The sequence below is a fragment of the Streptomyces sp. SID8352 genome, assembly GCF_009862265.1.
In the GTDB taxonomy this organism is placed as follows: Bacteria; Actinomycetota; Actinomycetes; order Streptomycetales; family Streptomycetaceae; genus Streptomyces.
Genome location: NZ_WWGX01000035.1, coordinates 95,228 through 113,709, shown reverse-complemented (window position 1 = coordinate 113,709; position 18,482 = coordinate 95,228). Strand labels below are relative to the sequence as shown.

The window sequence follows — 18,482 nt, the reverse complement described above, 5'->3', positions numbered from 1 at the left end:
CCCCCGCCGGGCCGCCCGCCGGCGGTCCCGCGGGGGCGGCGCCGTCCGGTCCCGGGCGCGCGGGCGGGGCCGCGGGGGCCGGCGTCCTCAGGCGGAGCGGGTCTTGGCGGGCGGTGTCATGTAGGTGGTGCGGCTCGGGGTGACGCCCAGGCGGACGCAGCTCTCCAGCCAGGTGACGGCGGCGCCGGTCGGGTCGATCACGGGGACGGCGTGGCCCGCGGCGGCCAGGCGGTCGCGGAGTTCGGCGGCGACGCCCAGCATTCCGGTGCAGCCGAGCACGATGACGTCCGCCTCGCCCCGGGTGACCGCGTCCGACGCCTGGGCGAAGAGGCGGTCGAGGAGCACCCGGCGGTCCTCCAGGCCGAGCACCGGCAGGTCGACGACGCGGATGGTGCCGATCCGGCCCTCGATGCCGTAGCGGCGGCCCAGCGAGCGGAGCATGGGCAGCACGTTGGGCAGCACGGTGACGATGCCGATCCGCTCGCCGAGGCTGAGCGCGGTGAGCATGGCGGGCTCGTAGCCGCCGACCACGGGGGCGTCGATGATCTCCCGGGCGGCGTGCACCCCGGGGTCGCCGAAGCAGGTGACGAAGACGCCGTCGACGCCTTCCGCCGCGGCCTCCTCCACCCGCCGGAGGATGCCGGGCCCGGCCAGGGCCTCGTCGTACTCCGACTCGATGCTGGCGGTTCCCCGCTCCAGCGACACCACGTCGACCTCGGTCCCGGCGGCGGCCCAGCCGGTCACCTCCGTGCGGACGTGCTCGATCAGGGCATCGCCGATCACGGGGAGGATGACCCGAATGCGCATCTCGTCTCCTTCGGTAGCGGGGGTACGGGGAGAGTAGGCAGCCCGGAGGGGACCGGGAAGGTGCGCGATGCCCAGCGGGCCGCCGTGTCCTGTGCGACCCGCCCTGCCGCGGGGGTGCCGTCAGGCGCCGAGGGCACGGCAGGCGACCTGGAGGGCGAGGCGCCGGCTGGGGTCGTCCAGGTCGATGCCGAGGCGTTCGCGGACCTGCTGGAGGCGGGCGGTCACCGTGTTGCGGTGCACGCCGAGGGCCTGGGCCGTCAGGACGACGGATCCGCCGCTCTCCAGGTAGGTCCGCAGGGTGGCCAGCAGGTGGGTGTGCGCGGGGTCGCGCAGCGGGGCGAGGGAGGTGTCGGCGAAGGCGCGGGTGGCCTCGGAGCGCTGCCAGGTGGCCAGCAGCCGGGCGACGCCCAGTTCGTCGGAGTGCTCGACGGCGGGGCGGTGGTCGTGGCTGCGGGCGAGTTCCGCGGCGTCCCGGGCCTCGGTGAGGGTCTCGGCGAGGCCGCCGGGGCCGGGGTGCGGGCGTCCGATGCCGGCGGTCAGGTCGCGGTCGCGGGGCAGGGCGGCGATCACCCGGCGGACCGCCCGCAGGGTCGCGCGGGCGTCGTCGGGCGCGGGTTCGGTGTCGGTCGTGGTCCACAGGGCCCATCCGTCGCCCCGGTTGACGGCGCCGGCCAGGGGGACGCCGTGCCGGGCCAGTGCGGCGCGGAACTCCTCGACGAGGGGGTCGCGGACGCCGGGCCCGCCCGGGTCGCCCGCGGCCAGGTGCAGTCCGACGTGCCAGCCCTGGAGCCGCCAGCCGAGCGAGACGGCGCCCTGGACGACGTCGCGGCTGACCGAGTCTCCGCCGGTGAGGATCTCCGAGAGCATCCGGGACTGGAAGACGGAGTCGCGGACGGTCCGCGCGCGCTGCGCGGACAGCCAGGAGCGCACGAACGGCTCGGTCATGGCCAGTCCCACCGCGAGCGTGTCCAGCCGGGACTCGGCGGCGCGTTCGTAGGGGCAGGCCAGCCAGGCGGCCGCGCGGTGCGCGTCGGGGTCGAGGACGGGGTGGACCAGGACGCGGTCGGCGCGCTGGGGCACGGGCTGTCCGAGGCGGAGGGCGGGGTCGAGGGCGACGGGGTCGCCGAGGAGGACGTCCCCCTCGGCGGTCACCAGGGAGAGCGGGGCGGCGAGGACCTCCCCGGCACCGGCCAGGATGTCCCGGCCGGTGCGTCTGGCGGCGAGCCGGCGCAGCAGCCGCTCCACCGTCCGGGCGCGGGCCTGTTCGGGGGCGCGGACCCGGGCGGTCAGTTCCTGCACCAGGCGGACCGGGTGGTCCTCGCGCAGCCAGAGCACGGGGATCCGGAGGCGGTCGGCCAGCCGGACGCCGGAGAGCAGCGGCTGGGCCGGGGCGGCGACGACGAGGAGGGCGGCGGCGCCGGCCTCCTGGGCCCGCCGGACCAGGGCGTCGAGCCGGTACAGGGGGGTCACGTCGCTCTCGCCGCACAGCAGGAGGTGGCCCTCGATGCCGTCGACGTCGCCGTCGTACCAGCGCACGTCCCGCACGGTCCGTTCGGTGCCGGCCGCGCCGGCGACGGTGCGCACCCCGTCGAGTACGGGGTCGTGGAGGAGGTCCGCGACGCGGGGGCAGCCGGTCATGGGGTCACCGCTTCGGGGTCGAGGCCGAAGGCGGAGGGGCCGACGAGGCCGTCCGTGCCGGGGGGCCAGGTGTGCAGGGCGGGCAGGGCGAGCAGGGCGAGGGACTGGCCGAGCCGGAGCTGGTCGGTGCGCAGCGGGGCGCCGTTGCCGGCGGCGAGGGCGACGATGATGTCGGGGGTGCGGGCGACGGTGGCGCCGTCGAGGGTGACGGCGAGGAACTCCTCGTGGTGGTCGAGGCGGGCGGTGGCGGCGCCGTCGGGGGCGGTGAGGGTGACGCAGCCGGGCGCGCCGGCGAGCGGGGGGCGGATCTCGTCGATCCGGCCCTCGAACAGCGGCCGGGCGCCGAGCCGGGCGGCGAGTCCGCGGGCGCCGGCGGCGGGGTCGTGGGCGAGGAAGGCGGTGCCCAGGGCGTGGCAGGTGCTGAGGCTGGCGCGGACGCCGTGGGCGGTGAGCACGGCGGCGGTGAGCGGGTACATCGCCAGGCAGGCCGCGCCGCCCATGGTGGCGGCGCAGCCGCGGATGAGGGCTTCGGCCATGGCCGGGGAGGCGGCCGGGACGATCACGGTGTCGGCGGCGGGGCCGACCAGGGCGAGCGGGGCGGCGGGGTGGCCCGCGGCGGCGGCCGTGGTCTGGCTGATCCGGGGGAAGGCCCGGCCCATGAGGTCGCCGTCGACGACGGGGACGCCGAGGTGGGCGGCGGTGAGGACGGCGGCCATGGCGTTCAGCCCGCCGATCTCGATCACGCCGACGGCGGCGAGGCCGCCGCCGAGGTGGCCGACGAGGGCCTCGACGGCGCGGGCGAGGTCGGCGGGGGCCAGGAGCCGTTCGGCGAGCACGTCGGGGGCGCCCACGACGCCGGCGTGGACGACCAGGGCGGTGGGCGGGAGGGCGGTGGCGGGCACCACCTCGACGCGGCGTCCGGCGGGTGCCAGGGCCCGGCGCAGGAGGTGTCCGGCGAGGGAGACGTCCCCGCCGCCGCCCGAGCCGAGCAGGGTGGCGCCCGCGCCCAGGGCGTCGATGTGCTCCGCGGCGATGGTGCGGAGCGCATCGTTCCGGGTGGACGTCATGGGCCGATGATCGCAGATGGCGGCGGGGTGTCCGCGGGGTGCGGAGGGGCGGTCACACGGGGACGTAGGGGTGGTCGTAGCCGAAGTAGGCGGGGCCGGCCAGGGCGAGTCCCCCGGGGGTGCGCCAGCGCGGGTCGCAGGGGGCGACGACGACGCTGACCCGCAGTCCGTAGCGGAGGGTCTCGGTGGTGACGGGTTCGCCGGTGTCGGTGTCGAGGAGGCAGATGAGGTCGGGGACGCTGGCGACGACCCGGCCGTCGTGCCGGGCGACGAGGTTCTCGTTCTGGAAGGAGACGTCCATGCGGTCGCCGAGGTCGGGGCCGAGCCCTTCGAGGACGGCGTCGCCCCGGGCGAAGCCGCCCTCGGTGGTGCGGCGCACGTCGACGAGCTTGCCCTGGAAGGCGCGGCGGCCGCGGAGGACCGCCGCGGCGGCGGCGACCGGGTCGGTGTGGTTCTCGTGGGCCTCGCGGATGGCGGTGCCGATGTGCCGGCACAGGGTGATGGTGCCGTGCACCATGTGGTCCTTGACCTGTCTGCCGGTCAGGACGTAGAGGCTGACGGCGGCGCTGCAGCCCATCTCGATGGTGGCGGAGCGGGCGAGGCGTTCGGCCCAGGAGTTGTCGGCGGTGCGCAGGCCGACGGTGTTGCCGCGTTCGTCGGCCAGGGCCATCGGGGTGGCGGAGACGCCGCCGAGGGTGGGCAGCAGCATCTGCAGTTCGGGGAAGGCGCGGCCCATGCCGTCGGCGTCGACGAGGGGCAGGCCGAGTTCGGCGGCGGCGGAGAAGGGGATCATCGAGTTGAGTCCGCCGGCCTCGATGGAGACGGTGTGGGTGGCGCGGGTGCCGATGAGGTCCTCGAGGGCCTTCAGGGCGGCGGTGAGTTCGCTGCCCGAGGGCAGTTTCTCCAGCATGACGGTGGGGGCGCCCATGAAGGCGGTGGGGATGACCACGGCGTCGTCGGGCAGCGCGGCGGCGTCGACGAGGCGGACGGGGCCGTTGCGGCGGATCGACTGCTGTGCGAGCAGCCGGCCGATGTAGGGGTCGCCGCCGCCTCCGGTGCCCAGTACGGCGGCGCCGCGGGCCATGTCGGGCAGGTCGTGGACGGTGATCTCACGCATCGTTGTCTCCCAGGCTGAGTTCGCCGACGGCCTTGACGCGGATCCGGGTGGCGTTCCCGGGCAGGTAGGCGAGCGGCACTTCTTCGATGTCGACGACCCGTACGGAGCCGGGGCGGGCTCCGGCGGCGACGGTCCGGTCGACCGCTTCCTGCCGGGCCTCGTCCAGGACGGTGTCGCGGCGGCCGGGCTGGACGGAGAAGACCCGGTCGACCTCGCCGCCGACCTCGGCGATGGCGGCGCCGATGGCGTTGGCCACGGCATGGTGCTCGGGGCGGTCGACGGTGGAGGCGCCGGGGAGCCGGTCGGGGACGAGGATGCTGCCGCCGCCGACGGCGACGACGGGGACGGGTTCGGCGGAGATCCGCATCCGGTCGACGGTCTCGGCCATCCGGTCGGCGATGTGGTCGAGGCCGGCGCGGACGAGGTCCTTGTCCAGGTGGGCGACGCGGCCGGGGTCGCCGATGGCGGCGAGTCCGGCGGCGACGGCGAGGTCGGTGGCGGTGAGCCGGTCGCCGCCGAAGACGAGGGCCTGTTCGGTGAGCCGGGAGCCGACGCTCCTGGGGCCCACGCGCGGTGCGCCGTCCCGGGTGACGTGGCTGCCGCCGCCGATGCCCATGGACAGGACGTCGGGCATGCGGAAGTTGGTCTGGATCCCGGCGACGGCGACGTCGGCGGACGCCTCGCGGGGGAAGCCGTTGCGCAGGATGCCGACATCGGTGGTGGTGCCGCCGACGTCCATCACGGCGCAGTCGGTCCGGCGGGAGAGGAAGGCGGCGCCGCGCATGGAGTTGGTGGGGCCGGAGGCGAAGGTGGCCACCGGGTAGCGGCGGGCGTAGTCGACGTCCATCAGGGTGCCGTCGTTCTGGCTGAGGAAGAGGGGGGCGGTGATGCCGGCGGCGGTGACGGTCCGGGTGAGACCGGCGGCGACGTGTTCGGCCAGTTCGCGCAGGGCCGCGTTGACGACCGTGGCGTTCTCCCGGCCGAGCAGGCCCATCCGGCCGATCTCGTGGGAGAGGCTGATGGGGCAGCCGGGCAGTTCCTCGGCGATGATCTCGGCGGCGCGCTGCTCGAACTCGGCGTTGACCGGGGAGAACACCGAGGAGAGGGCGAAGGAGCGGGCGCCGGCGCGGGCCGCCCGGTCCAGGACGGCGCGGAACTCCGGTTCGTCGAAGTCGGCGATGCGGGTGCCGTCGTACTCGTGTCCGCCGTGGCACAGGTAGCTGTGGTCGCCGATGGCGGTGCGCAGCCCGTCGGGCCAGTCGACCAGGGGCGGCAGGGCGCTGGTGGCGGGCAGCCCGAAGCGGATGGCGGCGGTGGGGGCCAGCCGGTCGCCCTCGACGAGGGCGTTGATGAAGTGGGTGGTGCCGATCATCACCGCGGCCACGGAGGCGGGGTCGAAGTCCGACGCCTCCTTGAGTCCGGCGATCGCGGTGACGATGCCGGTGGTGACGTCCGGGCTGGTGGGTGCCTTGGTGGTGGCCAGGACACGGTTCCCGTCGATGAGGACGGCGTCGGTGTTGGTGCCTCCGACGTCGATTCCCAGTCTCAGCATGGTGTGCGTTCTCCTTCGCTCGGCTTCACCGGGCGGCCGGGCGGTCGGGGTTCGCCGTCGTCCCGGTGGTGGTGGGGGGCAGAGGGGTGGCGGACCGGCCGGCGCCGCGGACCAGGCCGAGCCGGGCCGCCGCCGTGTAGAGCAGCATCGCGACGGCGACGGAGTTCACGGACGGCAGGCCCCAGTCGACGAAGTGGCCGAAGAGCGAGGCGCAGGCCCACACCGCCAGGGCGGCGGGTACCCAGGTCGGCGCGGTGTCCGGGAGGGTGCCGCGTTCGCGCGAGGCGTCGAGTTCGGGGCGCCAGGTCCGGGCGATGAAGTACTCGGCGACCATGATGCCCGCGATGGGCGGGAAGATCACGCCGAGCAGCACCAGGAAGTCGGTGAAGCGGTCGAGGATGCCGGCCGCGCCGAGGACGGAGCCGAGGACGCCGGCGGCGAGGGTGACCGCGGTGCGGTGGACGCGGCGGCCGAAGGCCTGGTCGACGAAGTTGACGATGCCCAGGGAGGCGGCGTAGAGGTTCCAGTCGTTGATCTTGAGGGTGGCGGCGATGATCACCAGGGTGCCGAGGAAGCCGGACGTGGAGGTGACGATGGCGACGACGTCGTTGGTGCGCAGGGCGAGGGCGAGCAGGACGCCGATCAGGCCGATGACGTACTCGCCCAGGGATATGCCGATGACGGTCTGCCGGACCACGTCCCCGGGGGTGCGGTTGAAGCGGCTCATGTCGGGGGTGATGACGGCGCCGACGATGAATCCCCCGGCGACGATGGAGGTGCCCTGCAGCAGGCTCAGCTGGGGTCCGGCGGGCGCCGCGTGGATCAGGTCGCCGAGGCTGTGCCGGGACAGCTCACTGACGATGGACCAGCCGGCCAGGGCCAGGAACGCGGGCACGGTGAGGTAGGCGGTCCAGGCCATGGAGCCGATGCCGAGCATCACGATGGCGGTGACGGCGAGGCCGAAGACCAGGGCCCAGGCCCACATCGGCAGGACGCCGACGAGGCTGACCAGGCCCTGTGCGGAGACCGCGTTCTGGATGCCGAACCAGCCCAGTGCCGAGATGCTGATGGCGAGGCCGATCAGGGAGGATCCGGCCCGGCCGAAGCCGGTCCAGCGGGCGAGGACGGAGGTGGACAGTCCTTCGCGCTGTCCGGCGATGCCGGTGAAGACCGTGACGATCTCCAGGACGACCGCGCCGAAGGTGATGGCGAGGACCGCGTCCCAGAAGTTCATCCCGAAGCCGAGCGTGGCGCCGATCAGGAAGCTGGCGAGCGAGCTCAGCATTCCGAAGCGCTGTACGGCGAGGGAGAACCAGTGGTGCCTGCGGTGGGCGGGCATCCGGCTCAGAGCGTGGTCGTCGTGCTGCTCAGCGGTGGTTTCCATGGCGTCTCCCGGGCCGGGAACGGAACATTCCGCTGAAGGTAGGCGTCCCGGTGACCCCGGTCACTGGGCGGAAGGACCGGTGCGGCCGGGGTGGCTGTGCGGCACGCACAGCGGCGGCGGGGCGCCGGGGGGCTCCGGGACGCCCGGGGGCGGGTTCCCGGGCGGTGGGGGCGGGCGGAGCGCCGCCGGGCGGACGGCGGGGGCGGCGCCGGGCAGCCGGCGGGGGCGGCGCCGGATGGCGGGGCGCCGTACCGGCGGCAACGAGTCCGTGTCCGTGAGGGACGGACGCCCGGATGCCGGGGGCGGGCGCCGGACGCCCGGGGGCGGGCGGCGCAGGGCGGGCGGGCCGGGCGGCGTGGGTCGGGCGGCGCGGGCCGCCGGGGCCGTCGTCCCGGGACGGCGGGCTTCCCTCCCCCGGGTCCGGCGGGCGTCCTCCGGGAGGGGCCCGGGTCCGCGCCGGGGGCCGCCGCCGTGTGCACACGTCCGGGTGGTTCCCGGCGGCGCCGCCCGCGTCCGGGCGCTCCCGGCGGCCGGGGGCTGCGAGCATCGGGGACCGTCCGTGCCCGCCCTCCGCGCCGGTGAGGTCCCCGCGTCCGTGAAGGTTCCCCGAGTCGTCCCCGCCGCCCGCAGGGGTGGGAGGAGGACCGTGTGCGCGCTCTGCTGACGGACGCGTACCGCACCCTCGTGCCGCCCCGGGGGGAGCGGCACGGTCCGCTGCCGCCGCTGCTGCTGGTCCTGACCCTGGTCACCGGTCTGACCGACGCGGTGAGCTTCCTGGCGCTGGGCAGGGTGTTCGTCGCCAACATGACCGGCAACGTGGTCTTCATGGGCTTCTCCCTGGTCGGGGCGCCGGGGCTGTCCACGCTCGCCTCCGGGGCCGCGGTGGCGGCGTTCCTCCTCGGGGCGCTCGCCGGGGGCCGGCTCTCCGTCCGCCTCGCCGCGCACCGCGGGAGGCTGCTGTCCCGGGCGTCCGCCGCCCAGGCGGTCCTGTTCGCGGTCGCCGCGGTGGTCGCCGCCGCGGCCGGGGGCCGGATGACGACCGGCGTCCAGTACGCGCTGATCGTGCTCCTCTCCCTCGGCATGGGGCTGCAGAACGCGGTCGCGCGGCGCCTGGGCGTGCCCGACCTCACCACGACGGTCCTCACCCTGACCCTGACGGGGCTGGCCGCGGACTCCACGGCCGCGGGCGGGGCGGCGCCCCGCCCGGGCCGCCGCGTCCTGGCCGTGCTCGTCATGTTCCTCGGCGCGCTCGGCGGAGCCCGGCTGGTCCTGGACGGCCGTCTCGCGCTCGCCCTGGCGCTGACCCTGCCCCTGCTCGGGTGCGTGGCCGTCCTGGCACACCGCTTCTCGGCCGGCGGCCCCGCCTGGACCCGGCCCTGAGCCGAAGGGCCGCCCGCCGCGGACGGAGCCGGCCCCGCGTGCGACACTGCCGCCCATGTCGCTGTCCGGCCTCACGCTCCGTCAATGGCGGTCCTTCGACCGGCCCGCCGCCCTGCGCACCGCCCGGGAGGCCGCCGACCGGGCGGGCGGCCGGGTGGCGCTCGTCGAGACCTCGGAGGGCGCGGACGGCCCGCTGCACCGCGTCCTCATCGAGCGGGAGGGCCGGGAGTTCGCCCTGGTGCCGGGGGGCCGGGTGACGCTGGGTTTCGACCCGGACGCCTGGCGGCCGTCCCCGGAACAGACCGCCGACTACGCCGGGAGCCTGGAGCAGGGGTACGGCCAGGGGCCCGATCTGCGGGCCCACCTCGCGCGGGTGCTCAGCCCCCGCCGGAGCGTGGACCTGGCGGCCGTGCTCATGGCCGTCGAGGACGAGGACCTGAGCGAGCCCCCCGCCGACATGCCGGCCGTCCTCGCGGCCCGCGGGCTGCGGATGCCGAGTTCCGACGAGTGGGAGCACGCCTGCGGCGCCGGGGCGGACACCCTGTTCCGGTGGGGCGACGACTGCCCCCTCGACGACGTCCCCCTCCCGGACCGCCCCGGCCCCCAGCACCGGCCGAACGCCTTCGGCCTGCGCATCGCCTACGACACCTACCGCACGGAGCTGAGCAGCGACGTCACCGCCGTCCACGGCGGCGACGGGGGCGAGTCGGTGTGCGGCGGCTACGGCGCCCTGCTGGCCTGGCTCCCCCTGGCCACCGCCCACCGCAACCCGTTCATGGCCGAGTTCGTGTACGGGCCGGACGGGGAGGACCTCCACGAGGACTGCTCCACCCGCCCGGTCCTGGCGCTCTGACGCCCCGAAAGGGGCGTGCCCCGGCCCGGGGACCCGGCCGGCCGCCGGTGTGACGGCGGACGCGGGGCCGGTCCGGCCGGGCGCCCGGCCCGGACGGTCACTCGTACCGGTACTTCAGCGACTCCGCCTCCGTCCGCTCGATGTCGGCGATCGTCAGCCCAGGCTTCCGCAACTGGGCCAGCGTCACCTCGGCCGAGGTCGGCTGGGCGTCCGCCGGGAGCCACTGCTCCGGCTTCCAGGCCCCGGCGCGCAGGAACGACTTGGGGCAGTGCGGATAGACCTCCTCGATGCCCAGCACCAGCGCGGAGGCCGGCGGCCTGCCCACGGCGGTCAGCCGCGACAGCAGGTCCGGGCGGGTGGAGACACAGGCCCGGCCGTTGACCCGGAGCGTCGTGGTGCGTCCCGGGACGACGAACAGCAGCCCGGCCCGCCCGGTGGCGACGACGTTCTCCAGGGTGTCCAGCCGCTTGTTGCCGGTCGCGTCCGGTACCGCCACCGTCCGCGCGTCCAGGACGGCGACGAACCCGGCGGGGCCGCCGCGCGGGGAGACGTCGCAGCGGCCCTCGGCGTCCGCGCTGGCGACCAGGACCAGCGACGAGCACCCGATCAGCCGTCTGGTCTGCTCGGTGAGCCCGGCCATCTGCTTGCGCACGGCGGCGTCGCCGGGCAGCGCGTAGGCCCGGCGCAGCGCCTCCCGGTCGGGCACGGCGTCGAGGCGGAGCGAGTCGAAGGCACTGCCGGCGGGGGACGTTGTCATGCCTCCCGACCCTACGGCCCCTCCCGCGGACCGTGCCGGGGGCGGTGCCGCGCGGGGCGCTCGGGAGGGTGCCGTGCCGGCCGGGACCCGGCCGGGTCCCGGGAGGCGGGGCCGGGGCGTCTCAGAAGAGGATTCCCGTGAGGCCGTCCCCTCCCCGCGCGCAGGCGAACGTGCCCGCGCGGCACCGCTCCCGGCCGGTGGGGGCACGGATGCGGGCCGGTGCGGGCGCGGATGCGGTGGCGGGCGGTCAGCCGGGACGGGCGGGGCGGCGGGAGGGCCAGAAGTCGAGCAGGTCGCCCGGTGCCAGGCCCAGGGAGCGCTCGATGTCCGCGGGGGCGGTCTGCTGGAGGTGGTCGGCGGCGACGGCGGCCAGGTCGTGCCAGTAGCCGCGCAGGGTCGACTCGGACAGGTGCATGGCGCGGCTCATCTCGGTGTAGGTCTGGCCGCGTGCCCGGCCGGCCAGGACCTGGCGCTGGCGGGGGGACAGGATGGTCAGCGAGCCCCTGCGGACGAGGAGTTCGGTGAGCGCGACGAGGCTCTGGGGGACCACGACCCGGCCCGCGGCGAACTGCGCGATGGCCTCGGCGACCTCGGGCAGGGGCAGGGACTTGCGGATCAGGCCGCGCGCGCCCGCGGCCAGGCAGGCCGCCAGGACGAACCGGCGCTCCTCCTGCGTGTAGAGGCAGACCCGGTATCCGGCGGAGACGAGGTCGGTGACGGCGGCGACGCCCTGGGTGGCGTCGCGCTGGCCGCTGTTGGCCAGGTGGAGGTCGAGGATGACGATGTCGGCGGCCGGGCGGGCGCGCAGGGCCTCCTCGGTCCGGGCGAAGGCGGCCACGAAGGTGATGTCGGGCAGCAGGGCGGGCAGTCCGAGCCGGATCGCGGTGGCGTCCTCGATGAGGACGGCGGTGAGGCCGCCGGTCATGGGCGGAGGTTCCCTTCGATGGTGATCCGGGTGCCCAGGCCGGGGGCCGAGGCGATGCTCGCGGTGAGCGCGTGCCGTTCGAGTTCGGCGAGGAGCTGGCGGCGCAGTCCGGTGCCCAGGGCGGTGGTGGCGGTGTCGAAGCCGATGCCGTTGTCGCGGATGGTGACGACCCAGCGGGCACGGTCCCGTTCGGCGTCGGCGTGGACGATGACCATCGTGGCGCGGGCGTGGCGGCGGACGTTGTGCAGGACGCCGGCGACGGCGCCGCGCACCGCCTCGCCGGCGTCCGCGTTCACCCTCACGCCGTCGGCCAGTTCCAGGGCGGGTTCGAGGCCGAGGTCGGCGAATCCCGACATCCCCTCCTCCAGGACGTCGCGGAGCGTCACGTCGCCGTCCCTGCCGAGGCCGCCGGTGCCGGGCGGGTGCGGGGCGCCGGGTCCGCCGCGCAGGTAGGCGCGCATCCGCCGGATCTCGGCGGCGGCCTGTTCGCAGAGCTGGGCGCGGGTGTCGGCGGGCAGGGCGGGGTCGGTGAGCAGGTGCATGATCGTGATGGCGTCGTGCATGGTGAGCTGGGCGCGCTGCTTCTCCTCGTGGCGGGCGAGTTCGGCGACCCGGGCGCGCGCGGCGTCGGCGTCGGCGGCGACGCGGCGGATGTAGCGGACGACGATCCGCGCGACGCCGCCGAGGCCGAGGAGGGTCAGGGTGTTGCCGGCGATCGTGGAGTGGCCGGCAACGGCGGTGGCGTCGGCGATGAAGAAGACGTAGGCGGCGGTGACGGTGGCGACGGCGGTGCACCAGGCGGCCGTGCTCAGTCCGGCCACGCCCACCACCACGGCCAGGGAGTAGCCGGGTGCCCAGCCGACCCAGGTCCCGACGCGGTCCTGCACCGGCACCGCGAGGGTGCCCAGGACGAGGAAGGCGGTGCACAGGGCCACGTCCACGACGACGACGGCCGGTGACAGCCCGCGGCGCCGCAGCACGGCGACCGTGACGGCGCCCGCGGCGTTCGCGGCGGCGAGCAGCCAGAGCACCAGGTAGAGGCGGGGGTTCTGGCTCACCTCCATGCCGCGGGGCAGTGAGGGCAGCATCTGCAGGATCGTCGCGACGCGTGCGCAGCCGTAGGCGAGCGCGAGGACGTTCTCCACCCCGGCGGCCGACGTGGACGCCGTCAGTCGGCCCCGCGACACCGCGTCCTGCCCGGCTCGTCCGCCACACTCCCCGTGAACACGCCGACATTCTGTCCCAAGATCCTTCTCCGTACCCGCCGTTCGGTGAATCGGGAGGCGTATGCCCGGCGGCCCGCCGGGCACACCCGTCATGGGCGCCCCGTCCGTCTCCGCCGGGTGCCCGGCGGGTCCGGGAGCGCGGGGAGCGGGCCGTCGCCGGTCCCGTTCCCGGCCCGGCGGGTGCCGCGGGCGGGGCGGCGGGGTTCCTTTTCGGGGGGTACGGCCCCGGGGTACCCGGGGCCGCAAGTCCGCGTTTTCGTTGGGTTGCCGTCTGCGCGGGCCCCGTTCTTTGATGGCGGGGCCGCCGCCGGTGACGTGCTGTGTTCGCAGGTGGTGGACGAGTTCCGGCTTCCGCCCCCTCCACGTCCGTTTGGGAGCACCAGTGAACGCGCACCTTCCCTCCGCTCGTTCGGGTGCGGGTGTGTCCCGGTGCCCCGGGGTTCCGGGGACCGCCCCGTCGGCCGCGGTGGCCGCGGTGGTGCGGCGCCCGCCGGCCACCGCGCCCGGGGCGGCGCCGGTGTGCGGTCCGTTCCGGCCGGGGCGCGCGCGTCCCGGGAGACGGGGGGCCGTGCCGTGTGTCCGTTTCCGGAGCCGGGCGGGCGCCGTGTCCCGGCGTGCCGCCGGATTCCGCGCGCGGGGTGCGGCCGTTGGCCGCGCGGGACGGCTCCGGGGACCGGGGCGGTCCCGCCGCCGGGGGTCCGGCACGGGGTGCGTCCCGGTCCGCCGGGTGCCGTCCGCGGGACGGGCCGGGGCCCTTCCGGGATGCGACGCCGCGGCGGCGGGCCGCCGTCCGTGCGCTCCGCGGTGGCCGGGGCGTTCGCGCCGGCCGCCCGGACCGGGGCGCCGTGCCCGTCGGCGGGCGGCCCGGCGGGCCGGGGCCCGTCCGGGCGGGGCCGTGCGGGACCTGCCGTCCTCCGTGGTGTGATCCGGCGCCGGTGTCCGGCGCGGGCGCCGGGCCGGGCGGTGCGCGCCGGGGGCACCGGTGCGCACTCGTGCGCCCTCCCCGGGGCCGCATGGCGCGGCGGGTGCGGGACGGGTGTTCCGGACCCGTCCCGCACGGTGTCAGTGAATATTGCCCCCGGCCCGCACTATGCCCTTTTCGTAGGCGTAGATCACGGCGTGCACCCGGTTGCGCAATGCGAGCTTGTCCAGCATGCGCTGAACATGTGATTTCACTGTGCTTTCACTGAGGAAAAGCGCCTCTGAAATCTCCGCATTGGAATATCCGCGGATGATGAGTTCCAGCACGTCACGTTCTCTGCGGGTTATTCCGATGGCTTCCAGATCAGGATCGGATAAACCCGCCTGTGCGACGTGGGCGGGCTCTTCGGCCTTCGCCTCCCCGCCCTCGCAGTGCGGCACGACCAGCCGGTAGCCGGCGCTGATCATGCGGACGGCGGCGACGATGCGCTCGGGGCTGGCCCGGTTGTCCAGCACCCCCCAGGAGCCCGCCGCCTGCCAACTGTGCGCCACCCGGTCCACCTGCGGGACCATGGCCAGCACCTTCGGGCTGGCCTCGGCCGCACCGGCGATGAGCAGCCGGATCTCCGCGGATGAACACGGTTCGAGATCCTGGCCGTCGATGATCACGACGTCCGGTGAGAGTCTGGCCAGACTGGGCAGCGCGCTCGCCGGGTCGGCGGCGGCGCCGACCACGTCCAGACCGGCTTCACGGTCCAGCAGAACACTCAGACCCACCCTCGAAACAGCCCTCGAATCCACCAGAAATACTCTGGCGGCCTCCTCTTGCATCGCTAGCCCCCGTACACCTCAGCCAAGCTGCCACAAGCAGAATACGACCCTAGCATGGCCGCCGCGCCCCGGACCATAGTTGGGAATTGAAACAATCTCCCCCGAGCACCGCGACGGAGGGCGCGGCGATCGGTCCGGTTCCGTTTACTGTTTCATTCGGCGGGCGCGGCTTTCCGGAGAGCGGAAGGCGTGCGCACTTCCCCGGTATGAATTCACCGGGGTCCGGAAACCGGTGTCCCCGGACACCGGTCCGCGGCGGCGCGCCCGGACGGCGGGGTCCGGCCGGGCGGGAGGGCGCGGCGGTCCGCGGCCGCGCTCACCGGACGGCCCCGTCCCCGGCGGCGGGGGGCGGGGGCGGCAGGGGGCCGGTGAGGTAGTGCTGGATGGTCGGGCCGACGCAGGCCGCGAGGTGGTCGATGTCGGCCTCGGTGAGGGGCTGGAGGGCGAGGATGTGCCGGCCCATCGCCAGGCCCACGAGGTGGGTGGCGGCCAGGGTGATGCGCAGGCCCGGCTGGTCCCGGCCGGAGGCGGCGGCCAGCGGGCCGAGGATGGTGGAGGTGAGCACCTGCTTGAGGATGTCCGCGGCCTCCGGGTCGGACATGCCGGTGCGGACCATGGCGGCCAGCGGGCGGGCGGTGGCCGGCTCCTGCCACATCGTCAGGTAGAGCCGGACGATGTACCGGCCTATGTCCTCCATGTCCCCCGCGACGAGTCCGGGGAGCTGGTCGACGAGCGGCTCCGGCAGGTGCACGGTGGCGGCGAACAGGTCGCGCTTGGTGCCGAAGAAGTGGTGCACCAGCGCCGGGTTGACGTCGGCGGCGGCGGCGACGGCGCGGATCGTCGTGGCGCCGTAGGTGCGGGTGGCGAACAACTCCCTTGCGGCCTCCAGGATCCGCCCGCGGGTCGCGGTGTCGCCGGAGCGGCTTCCCGCGGGCCGTCCGCGGCTGCGTCGAGGGGCCGGGCCTGTTGCTGTCACGCCCCCATCCTACTTAATAAACGCCTGTTGCATTTCTGCTTCCGGACCCCCTACGGTGTGCCAGTCCGGCCCACCCCTCGCGACGGCACCCCTGGCGTGGGCCGGCCCTCTTTCCGGGAGGCGGGACCGGGCAGACACGGCCCGCCGTACGAACAGTTGGGTGACGCCATGTGGGCGATGATCCTCAAGGAATTCCTCGAGCTGCGACGGGACAGGCGGACGATGGCGATGATCATCGCCCTACCGCTCCTGCTCCTGGTGATCTTCGGCTACGCGGCGAACTTCCATGTGGACGAGTTGGAGACACGGGTGGTGGGCCCGCGGGCCGAGCAGGTGGCCCAGCAGCTCAGGGGGCCGTTCGACGTCACGTCGGTGCGGCCCGGCGAGGGGCGCGCGGACGCCGAGCGGGCGCTGCGGTCGGAGAAGGCCGCGGTCGTGGTCGTCACCTCCGAGGGTGACGGGAAGCCGCGGGCGCTGATCGACGGCTCGCAGCTCTTCTCCGCGCAGTCGGCGTCGGCCGCGGTCGCGGCGAGCAACGGGGCGCTCACGCCCGAGGTCCTGTTCAACCCGCGGCTGAAGACCTCGTGGGTGATGGTGCCCGCCCTGGTCGGCATGATCATGGCCTTCATCGGCACGATCGTGACCGCGATCGGCCTGGTGCGCGAGCGGCAGGCCGGCACGCTGGAGCAGCTCGCGGTGATGCCCTTCCGGCCCTCGGACGTGATCGCCGGGAAGATCGCGCCCTACTTCGTGCTGGCCGCGGTGGACATGGTGCTGGTCACCGTCATCGGCTGCCTGCTGTTCGGGGTGCCCTTCACGGGCAACGTGGCGGTCTTCGCGCTGGGGGCCGCGCTGTTCCTCTTCGTGGTGCTGGGCCTGGGCGTCCTCATCTCGACGCTCTCCCAGAACCAGGGCCAGGCCATGCAGATGGCGCTGATGACGGTGATGCCGCAGATCCTGCTCTCCGGCATGATCTTCCCGCTGACCGCGATGGCCGCGGGCGTGCGCTGGATCGGCTACATCCTGCCGCTGACGTACTTCAACATGATCTCCAACGGGGTCATGCTGCGGGACGCCCCGGTCTCCTCGCTCGCCCTGCCGCTCGGGGTGCTGGCGCTGATGGCGGTGCTGGTGTTCTCCGCGGCGGTGCTGCGTTTCCGCCGCGACCTGGCGCCCAGCGCGCCCAAGCGGATGAAGGCCGCCCAGGCGGCGTCGGCGGCGGGAGAGGGCCGATGAGCCGTACCGTTCCCACGCCCGGGCCCGACGGGCCGTCCGCCGGGAGGGCGGGTTCCCCCGAGGACTGGGGGATCTTCGGCGCCACCGTCGTGCTGGAGCGCACCACCGCGCTGGACGACGTCACGCTGGCCACCCCGCGCGGCGAGGTGACCGCCGTGGTCGGCGGTGACGGCGCGGGCAAGACGACCCTGCTGCGCACGCTGGTGGGCCGGGTGCGGGTGAGCGGCGGCAGGGTGAGCGGTCCGCCGCCCCCGCGCTGCGGGTTCATGCCCACCGGCGCCTCCGGGGTCTGGCGCGACATGTCGGTCGAGGAGAACCTCGACTTCGTCGCCGCCGCCCACAAGCTGGGCGGGCGGGAGCTGGCCGGGCGGAAGGCCGAACTCCTGGCGGCGGCCGGTCTGACCGACGCCGTGGGCCGGCTCGCGCAGGACCTGTCCGGGGGCATGCGGCAGAAGCTCGCGTTCTGCCTGGCCATCCTGCACCGACCGGACCTGCTGGTGCTCGACGAGCCCAGCACCGGCGTCGACCCGGTCAGCCGGGTGGACCTCTGGCGGCTGATCTCCCGGGCCGCGGCCGAGTCCACGGCCGTCGTGATGGCCACCACCTATCTCGACGAGGCCGAACGCGCCACCACCTGCCTGGTCCTGGACCACGGCACCACCCTGGCCTCGGGCGCCCCCGCCACGATCCTGGAGCGGACACCGGGCACGCTGACCACCGGCCGCGCCCCGGCCGGCCCGGCGGAGCTGTCCTGGCGCCGCGGCTACGACACCCGGTCCTGGCACCCGGGACCGCCCCGCGACGGGGAGACCCCCATCCCCGCAGACATGGAGGACAGCGTGATCGCCTACACCCTGGCCGCGCAGCGCGCCGGAGACGCCTCGTGAGCGCCTCCCCGGCCGCGCGGCCCCTGGCCTCGGCGGTCTCCGCGGGCAAGCGCTACGGCTCCTTCGCCGCCGTGGACGACGTGAGCATGCACGTGGGGGCGGGCGAGATCGTCGGCCTGCTGGGCGCGAACGGCGCGGGCAAGACCACCCTGATCCGGCTGGTGCTGGGCCTGACGATCCCCACCAGCGGGTCCGTCGCCCTGTTCGGGCAGGCACCGGACCGCGCCACCCGCCGCCGGCTGGGCTACGTCCCGCAGGGCCTGGGCCTGTGGGAGTCGCTGAGCGTCACGCAGAACCTGCGCTTCGCCAACGCCGCCTTCGGCGCCGACGACCCGGAGCTGCCGCCCGCCCTGCAAGCCGTCCGCGACCGGCCGGTCGGCGCGATCGGCCTGGGGCTGCAGCGTCAGCTCGCCTTCACCATCGCGCTCGCGCACCGGCCCGAGCTGCTGGTGCTGGACGAGCCGACCTCGGGCGTGGACCCGCTCTCGCGGGCCCGGCTGTGGGACGCCGTGCACGCCGAGGCCGACCGCGGCGCCGGTGTGCTGGTCACCACCCACTACATGCAGGAGGCCCAGCAGTGCGACCGGCTGGTGCTGATGTCGCACGGCAGGGCGGTGGCCGAGGGCACGGAGAAGGACATCATCGGCGCCACCACCGCCTGCGAGGTCGACACCGGGCAGTGGTCCACCGCCTTCGAGGCGCTGGACCGGGCCTCGCTGCCGGTGACGCTCGCCGGACGGCGGATCCGGCTGGCCGACACGCCGCCCGGGACCGTCCGCGACACGCTGAGCGCGGCGGGCGTGACCGCCGACGTCCACGAGGTCCCCGCCACCCTGGAGGAGACCATGACCGTCATCGACCGGGCCGCCGCGGCCACCTGACGCCGGGCCGGCCGGGCCGGGGGTCCGCTCCCCCGGCCCGGCCG

The 18,482-nt window shown here is 75.4% G+C and carries 16 protein-coding genes; 5 read left to right on the top strand and 11 right to left on the bottom strand.

Annotation, left to right across the window (positions count from 1 at the left end; translation table 11 throughout):
• Positions 1-87 precede the first annotated feature (87 nt).
• From GTY84_RS11975 to GTY84_RS11950, 6 genes are all read right to left on the bottom strand, one after another.
• Positions 88-807, bottom strand: coding sequence for an aspartate/glutamate racemase family protein (locus GTY84_RS11975; protein WP_161226168.1), 720 nt, complete (start codon positions 805-807; stop codon positions 88-90).
• 120 nt (positions 808-927) lie between these two features.
• The gene (locus GTY84_RS33765; protein ID WP_161226167.1) at positions 928-2,445 is read right to left on the bottom strand and encodes a helix-turn-helix domain-containing protein; all 1,518 of its coding nucleotides are present in this window, start codon (positions 2,443-2,445) and stop codon (positions 928-930) included.
• A complete protein-coding gene (locus GTY84_RS11965; protein WP_161226166.1) occupies positions 2,442-3,512 on the bottom strand; it encodes a DUF917 domain-containing protein in 1,071 nt (356 codons plus the stop codon). Before GTY84_RS11965 ends, GTY84_RS33765 begins: the two co-directional genes overlap by 4 nt.
• 52 nt (positions 3,513-3,564) lie before the next feature.
• Positions 3,565-4,629, bottom strand: a complete 1,065-nt coding sequence (locus GTY84_RS11960) for a DUF917 domain-containing protein (protein WP_161226165.1) — start codon at positions 4,627-4,629, stop codon at positions 3,565-3,567.
• Complete coding sequence (locus GTY84_RS11955; RefSeq protein WP_237532195.1) at positions 4,622-6,181, bottom strand: hydantoinase/oxoprolinase family protein; 1,560 nt, start codon at positions 6,179-6,181, stop codon at positions 4,622-4,624. The genes GTY84_RS11960 and GTY84_RS11955 overlap by 8 nt, the downstream gene beginning before the upstream one ends.
• Before the next feature lie 25 nt (positions 6,182-6,206).
• Entirely contained in the window at positions 6,207-7,565 is a 1,359-nt protein-coding gene (locus GTY84_RS11950) for a cytosine permease (RefSeq protein WP_161226164.1), read from the bottom strand.
• A gap of 648 nt (positions 7,566-8,213) precedes the next feature.
• Here GTY84_RS11950 and GTY84_RS11945 point away from each other — a divergent pair.
• Positions 8,214-8,945 carry a YoaK family protein gene (locus GTY84_RS11945; RefSeq protein WP_161226163.1) on the top strand — a complete coding sequence of 244 codons (732 nt, stop codon included), beginning with the start codon at positions 8,214-8,216 and terminating at the stop codon, positions 8,943-8,945.
• Between the two features lie 55 nt (positions 8,946-9,000).
• Positions 9,001-9,798 carry a hypothetical protein gene (locus GTY84_RS11940; protein WP_161226162.1) on the top strand — a complete coding sequence of 266 codons (798 nt, stop codon included), beginning with the start codon at positions 9,001-9,003 and terminating at the stop codon, positions 9,796-9,798.
• A 97-nt stretch (positions 9,799-9,895) separates the two neighbouring features.
• On the opposite strand, the gene GTY84_RS11935 is transcribed toward GTY84_RS11940, so the two are convergent.
• The 5 genes from GTY84_RS11935 to GTY84_RS11915 form a co-directional block, all read right to left on the bottom strand.
• Positions 9,896-10,555, bottom strand: a complete 660-nt coding sequence (locus GTY84_RS11935; RefSeq protein WP_161226161.1) for an MSMEG_1061 family FMN-dependent PPOX-type flavoprotein — start codon at positions 10,553-10,555, stop codon at positions 9,896-9,898.
• A 247-nt stretch (positions 10,556-10,802) separates the two neighbouring features.
• The gene (locus GTY84_RS11930; RefSeq protein WP_161226160.1) at positions 10,803-11,480 is read right to left on the bottom strand and encodes a LuxR C-terminal-related transcriptional regulator; all 678 of its coding nucleotides are present in this window, start codon (positions 11,478-11,480) and stop codon (positions 10,803-10,805) included.
• Positions 11,477-12,667, bottom strand: coding sequence for an ATP-binding protein (locus GTY84_RS11925; RefSeq protein ID WP_161226159.1), 1,191 nt, complete (start codon positions 12,665-12,667; stop codon positions 11,477-11,479). The genes GTY84_RS11930 and GTY84_RS11925 overlap by 4 nt, the downstream gene beginning before the upstream one ends.
• A gap of 1,101 nt (positions 12,668-13,768) precedes the next feature.
• Positions 13,769-14,404 (bottom strand): response regulator transcription factor, encoded by a 636-nt coding sequence (locus tag GTY84_RS11920; RefSeq protein WP_161226158.1) that lies wholly within the window; start codon positions 14,402-14,404, stop codon positions 13,769-13,771.
• Between the two features lie 370 nt (positions 14,405-14,774).
• Entirely contained in the window at positions 14,775-15,434 is a 660-nt protein-coding gene (locus GTY84_RS11915) for a TetR family transcriptional regulator (RefSeq protein ID WP_161226157.1), read from the bottom strand.
• A gap of 168 nt (positions 15,435-15,602) precedes the next feature.
• On the opposite strand from GTY84_RS11915, the gene GTY84_RS11910 reads away from it, so the two are divergent.
• From GTY84_RS11910 to GTY84_RS11900, 3 genes are read left to right on the top strand one after another with little or no spacing between them, the layout of a single operon-like run.
• Positions 15,603-16,670: an ABC transporter permease gene (locus GTY84_RS11910; protein ID WP_161226156.1), complete on the top strand. Its 1,068-nt coding sequence runs from the start codon at positions 15,603-15,605 to the stop codon at positions 16,668-16,670.
• Entirely contained in the window at positions 16,667-17,557 is an 891-nt protein-coding gene (locus tag GTY84_RS11905) for an ABC transporter ATP-binding protein (RefSeq protein ID WP_161226155.1), read from the top strand. Before GTY84_RS11910 ends, GTY84_RS11905 begins: the two co-directional genes overlap by 4 nt.
• Positions 17,554-18,438 (top strand): ABC transporter ATP-binding protein, encoded by an 885-nt coding sequence (locus GTY84_RS11900; RefSeq protein WP_202550899.1) that lies wholly within the window; start codon positions 17,554-17,556, stop codon positions 18,436-18,438. Before GTY84_RS11905 ends, GTY84_RS11900 begins: the two co-directional genes overlap by 4 nt.
• Positions 18,439-18,482: the final 44 nt, after the last annotated feature.